This is a genomic window from Hydrocoleum sp. CS-953, from assembly GCF_002260545.1.
Taxonomy (GTDB): Bacteria; Cyanobacteriota; Cyanobacteriia; order Cyanobacteriales; family Microcoleaceae; genus Trichodesmium.
In genome coordinates this window covers 1-5,136 of the sequence record NZ_LGSU01000867.1, presented here as the reverse complement: position 1 = coordinate 5,136, position 5,136 = coordinate 1, and the positions used below count along the sequence as shown (strand labels likewise).

General features: G+C 35.8%; 4 protein-coding genes and 2 pseudogenes. 4 read left to right on the top strand and 2 right to left on the bottom strand.

Going from position 1 to position 5,136, the window contains the following annotated elements; translation table 11 throughout:
- On the bottom strand, positions 1 to 284 hold a 284-nt coding region (locus tag AFK68_RS11360; RefSeq protein WP_143437785.1), incomplete at its 3' end, for a Uma2 family endonuclease.
- 388 nt (positions 285 to 672) lie between these two features.
- Between AFK68_RS11360 and AFK68_RS44825 the strand changes: the two are divergent.
- Positions 673 to 1,313 (top strand): annotated as a pseudogene (locus tag AFK68_RS44825) (AMIN domain-containing protein); the annotation flags it as partial.
- Positions 1,314 to 2,392: 1,079 nt separating this feature from the next.
- Here AFK68_RS44825 and AFK68_RS11345 read toward each other — a convergent pair.
- Positions 2,393 to 2,905: a DUF3172 domain-containing protein gene (locus tag AFK68_RS11345; RefSeq protein WP_094672836.1), complete on the bottom strand. Its 513-nt coding sequence runs from the start codon at positions 2,903 to 2,905 to the stop codon at positions 2,393 to 2,395.
- Positions 2,906 to 3,502: 597 nt separating this feature from the next.
- Here AFK68_RS11345 and AFK68_RS11340 point away from each other — a divergent pair.
- The 3 genes and pseudogenes from AFK68_RS11340 to AFK68_RS11330 form a co-directional block, all read left to right on the top strand.
- Positions 3,503 to 3,629 (top strand): annotated as a pseudogene (locus AFK68_RS11340) (ATP-dependent Clp protease adaptor ClpS); the annotation flags it as partial.
- Positions 3,630 to 3,641: 12 nt separating this feature from the next.
- Positions 3,642 to 3,929 carry an ATP-dependent Clp protease adapter ClpS gene (gene clpS, locus AFK68_RS11335; RefSeq protein WP_094672834.1) on the top strand — a complete coding sequence of 96 codons (288 nt, stop codon included), beginning with the start codon at positions 3,642 to 3,644 and terminating at the stop codon, positions 3,927 to 3,929.
- Positions 3,930 to 4,609: 680 nt separating this feature from the next.
- Positions 4,610 to 5,136, top strand: a 527-nt coding sequence (locus AFK68_RS11330) for a CPBP family intramembrane glutamic endopeptidase (protein WP_246844124.1), incomplete at its 3' end; no start/stop codon positions are given.

The window sequence follows — 5,136 nt, the reverse complement described above, 5'->3', positions numbered from 1 at the left end:
GCATCAGGAGAACGGTCAGACCCATTTGGTAATTGAAAACAACCATTAGAATCAAATACTTTACCCAAATTATTCTGACGACTCCAAGCTTTTAGTTGATAAGTCAAATCTGCATTACGTTCACTTGTGTTTCCCCCTGTAGGTGGCATAATAATTAATTCTCCTGTGGCAGTTCTTTCAAATCTTAAATCGTTATTTTCTTGACAAAGTTGCCAAAATTGTTCCTGGGTAAGATTAATTTTTAATTCTAATCTGGGTGGTAAATAAATTGTCGATGTTTCCATAACTTTGCCTCCTTTACCATTCTTATGTTAATCTGAAGCTTGTCTAATCTATTTTAGAGAATGTTGTATTTTAGTCCAATTTTACAAACTTTATAGATTATAAATTGTAGCTTAATAATTAAAGAGTTGTGGTATTGTGAGGAGTTAGCTTATGGCAAGTCAATATCAAAAAAATCTGTCAAAATTAAAATCCCCATTAAAACTTATAAAACTTATTGGTTTAGTGGGAACACTGGCAATTAATTCCTGTTTGCCTCGGCCAGTTTTTGCCGCTTTCTTAACAAATTGGTTTTTTAACCCAGATAATAATCAACTTCAGTTTACCCTCCCAGAAGGTACAATTCCTAGTTATTCTGTTGAAAGCAAANTTATAAAACTTATTGGTTTAGTGGGAACACTGGCAATTAATTCCTGTTTGCCTCGGCCAGTTTTTGCCGCTTTCTTAACAAATTGGTTTTTTAACCCAGATAATAATCAACTTCAGTTTACCCTCCCAGAAGGTACAATTCCTAGTTATTCTGTTGAAAGCAAACCTGCTCGTCTAGTTGTCTACATTCCAGATACTGAAGTTAGTGTAAATGTGACTGAATTATATCCAGCAGGGTTGGTGCGTCGAGTTAGTCTCTCTCAAGAGCAACCACAACAAGCAAAAGTTGTTATAGATTTTGCTCCAGAGTTAGCTGTATCTACTAAACAAGTAAAATTAGAACAGGTTGAACCACAAGAAAATAGTTGGCAGTTGCGTCTACTTCTGGGTGAGGGAGAAATCTCAGAAGCAGCAGAAGAGCAAATGATTTTAGATGAAAATTATGTTGAAGCAGAAGCTACAAAAGTAGAAAATTCAGAATCTATTATTGAAGAAGATAATCAACCTCCTACTCAACCAAAACAAGATAGGGTAGGTTTTCTAGAAACAGATCCAAAAGATGAATCTCCTCTACCAAACCCTCCACCTTCGGCAGATCCTTCTATTCCCTTCCTGGTTATTCCCACTGACAAACCAGATAGTGTTAGTTCTCCATTAATAGANCTACAAAAGTAGAAAATTCAGAATCTATTATTGAAGAAGATAATCAACCTCCTACTCAACCAAAACAAGATAGGGTAGGTTTTCTAGAAACAGATCCAAAAGATGAATCTCCTCTACCAAACCCTCCACCTTCGGCAGATCCTTCTATTCCCTTCCTGGTTATTCCCACTGACAAACCAGATAGTGTTAGTTCTCCATTAATAGATGCTTTGGGCGATAGACAACCAGCTACTGAACCATCTGAAATTGGGGAAGTGCCACAACTTGAAGCTAAAGAAACTGAAGATACTTTTGTTCCACCGCCCCCAGAACCTGAACCTGTAGAAGAACCCAACAACTATAGCACTACCGAATCAGTAGATGTGATTTCTTTTGGAGAACCTTTACCTGGAACTTCGGGAAAAAAACAATCTGAAGATGATGCTTCTATCTTAGTTAAAGAAGGAGAAATAATAGGTTTAATTTTCCCTACTGGAGAATTTAGACTACCACGGGGTATTGAGACACAGGAAGTTTTACTTCTGGAAGAGGCGATCGCTGATGAATCTGGTAGAATTATAGTACCAGCTAAGACACCTGTAGTTGGTGGTTTTGACACTGATAGTCATGGTAGTCAATTTATCGCCAGAGCAATATATTTGGATGGTCGTTTTATCCCTTTTGCTGCTGAATCAAAATTGTTTCGAGGACACCCTGATTTTAATGAAAAGGTTTTGGCAGGTAGTAGTGCTGGTGGTGGTTTAGCATTATTACTCCTAACTGGTTCGGGTTTTGGTTTCTTAGCGGGAGCAGCAGTTGGAGCTGGTACTGTTCTTCTTGCTTCTCCTCGTTCGGTTACTTTAGATGAAGAGCATATTGTGGAAGTGCGTGTGGTTGAAGATTTACCCCGCTCCAGATTTTATGAGATTAGCGGTTTTTAGGGGTTGAAAAAACGGGGTTGCTCATTCAGATGTGGGTGTTTTTTTCAAGTAATGGGAATAGGTACTAGGGGTAGTTCTAATTAATAGGGACGAAAGTAGTCAAAGGGAATAAATATTTTTTGCCTGTTCCCTATTCCCTATTCCCTATTCTCTATCAACTAGAAATTGTTATTTTCAGGTGGAGCAAACCCCGGTCCTAGTTGATTTTTCAAGAATAGGTTTTGAGCGCTGTCGTTTTGATAAACGCAATCAATTTCTGGTTCATCGTTAATATTTCCTGTATATCCGAAGGTGTTCATCCGGTTTTTACAATCACGCACTTGCTCATTGTTTACTAATTTTCTTTGCTCTAGAATCGTCCAGTTATTTCTACGGATAACACATCCTGGTTCTATACCTGGCTGAGATATGTATACATTAAAAGGGTTTAAAGTCAAGAAAACGCGCATATTCATTACCATTGCACTAGCTCCAAACTGTACACAAAGTTCGGGGTTAGGTACGCTGCGATCTATAAATTCACGAGAGGCCACGTTTTGTGGGGTAAAGTTAGCAGTGGAGCTAAAGGCAATACCAATACCAATACCCAAAACAAATACTCCTCCTAAAATTGCTAGAGTAGCATAATTGAATCTGGATGGTTGACTGGTGGTTTGAGTTCTACGTTTCATATATAATTTTCTTTTAAATTATTTGAGTGGCTTTTGGGCCATTAACCATGGGCAAAGCTGGATTGATATTTTTCCTAACATATTTCTACAATTATAAATTTTAGCAGGGAAATTATTATATATCTCCGAAAAAGATGGAGTAGGGCTTTAATAATTAATAATTAACAATTAATAATTATTGCTTTGCTCATTAAATCTCAAAGCATTTACAGATAAAGACTTTAACCTTTTTAGGTCGGGAAAAAGTACGCCTGTTTCAGCTTTTTATGCACGGTTCCCGAAAAATCAAAAAGTTAGGATTTTAGGCGCATAGTTGAGCCAAAAAATTACTCCTGTAGGGAAGTTGCGTGCAACGTCCCTACCTACTCCTCCGCTCCCCTACTCGTTAAAAAAGACTTTTGAGCGCAAACCCTAATTACCTCTTCTGGAGATGTCTATTAGTCTTGAGTAGGTTTAACAAAATTAGGAGTCAAACGTTACAATAAAAAAGTCAGATGACAAAAAAATCGGATTTTTTATTTCACCTATAAAATATTAAGTTTTATGTTATATATATAATAATATGTATTAGTTTGATTAAGTAAGCAGGATAGAATAGTGTCTGTAGAGACTATAGAAAAACCTACCACTTCCACAGTCCGCAAAACTGCACCACGTTATCGTGTTTTACTCCATAACGATGATTTTAACAGTATGGAGTATGTAGTGCAGGTATTGATGAAGANAGGATAGAATAGTGTCTGTAGAGACTATAGAAAAACCTACCACTTCCACAGTCCGCAAAACTGCACCACGTTATCGTGTTTTACTCCATAACGATGATTTTAACAGTATGGAGTATGTAGTGCAGGTATTGATGAAGACTGTTCCAAGTTTAACTCAACCTCAAGCTGTTAGTATTATGATGGAAACTCACTCTAATGGTATTGGATTGGTAATTGTCTGTGCTTTAGAACCTGCTGAGTTCTACTGCGAAAATTTGAAAAATCATGGACTAACCAGTACCATAGAACCTGATGAGTGATTTAATTTCTGAGAATAGAAACCGGGTTTCTCTACTGAGGAACTCGGTTTCTTATTTTTGTAAGGGAATAGGAAATTAATGAATAATTGATAATTGATAATTGATAATTACCTCAAGAAAAACCTGAACGGAATTGAATATGAGGAAATATCCTATTCAACAATTAATAATTAATAATTAATAATTACCTCTTCCTATAAAGAAGAGGATTGACTAAAAGAATTTTTTCTCCTTAAAAGGAGAGGCTTTATACCTTGATTTGTCGGTAATTTTTCCGTCATTAATTTTATTTAAACCCCGCCCTTAATGGTAAGGTATTATTGGAGATATCTAATAGTTTTACTTACTAACGGCAAGTTCTGATGCCTAATTTAACATTCGGCAAAATAGCAAAGTTTTCTGCTCCTGCAAGAATCGGAATTTTTATTTTAACATTACTTTTGGTGTGGATACCACTGGCAATACCGATATATTTTTTGGTGGAAAATGTTAATCTAGAAAGTATATTGGCGATCGCTATTCTCTACATTGAGTTTATTTTTTTAGTCAGGTTTTGGGGAAAGAAGGTTTATCAGCAACCACACCTATTACGTCGTTACGGTTTAGTAATAAATAGGCGTAATTTTCAACTATTTTTTCAAGGTTTAGGANTACCACTGGCAATACCGATATATTTTTTGGTGGAAAATGTTAATCTAGAAAGTATATTGGCGATCGCTATTCTCTACATTGAGTTTATTTTTTTAGTCAGGTTTTGGGGAAAGAAGGTTTATCAGCAACCACACCTATTACGTCGTTACGGTTTAGTAATAAATAGGCGTAATTTTCAACTATTTTTTCAAGGTTTAGGAATAGGTTTATTTACTCTATTTAGTCTGTTTATATTAAAGATATTTTTGGGGTTGTTAGTATGGCAGTCTCCCTCGGAAAAGTTACTGCTATTTATTTTGGAAGGTTTATTAGTTTCTGTAGGTATTGGTTTTGCTGAAGAGTTATTATTTCGGGGTTGGCTATTAGATGAATTGGAGAGAAATTATCAAGTAAAAGTAGTTTCATGGGTGAGTAGTATTGTTTATGCAGTGCTACATTTTATTAAACCTATAGAAGAAATTTTACGAACTTGGTTGCAATTTCCAGGTTTAGTTTTGTTGGGTTTAATATTTGTTTGGGCAAAACGTAGTAGTGGGAAACAGTTAAATAAATTTAC

Excerpts from the sequence above, each read along its gene's own strand:
- AFK68_RS11345 (WP_094672836.1), bottom strand. The coding sequence starts at position 2,905 with ATGAAACGTAGAACTCAAACCACCAGTCAACCATCCAGATTCAATTAT.